Origin of the sequence: Ruegeria sp. SCP10, from assembly GCF_040329495.1 — a bacterium.
Lineage (GTDB): Bacteria > Pseudomonadota > Alphaproteobacteria > Rhodobacterales > Rhodobacteraceae > Ruegeria.
In genome coordinates, this window is record NZ_JBDZYF010000105.1 from 1 (window position 1) to 217 (window position 217).

General features: G+C 51.6%; 1 pseudogene. It reads right to left on the minus strand.

Features of this window, described 5'->3' with window-relative positions:
• A pseudogene (locus tag ABLN87_RS22475) lies at positions 1 to 124 on the minus strand (IS5/IS1182 family transposase); the annotation flags it as partial.
• Positions 125 to 217: the final 93 nt, after the last annotated feature.

The following is a 217-nucleotide window of genomic DNA, read 5'->3' on the forward strand; positions in this document are numbered from 1 at the left end:
CTTCGGTTCTGGCGATCCAGAAAATCCCATCAAGAACAAGACGGTGATCATGGGGTTTGCGCCCGTTTGGAGCGCGTACGTCGAGGATGAAACGCTCAAAAAACGCCCTAGGCTCTGTACCCATTGATTTCCCTTTAGCATCATGATTCACGGCTCAAAAACGAGCGGTGAACATGTCTGATCTTTTCTGGCTGACGGAGGCGCAAATGGCGCGTCT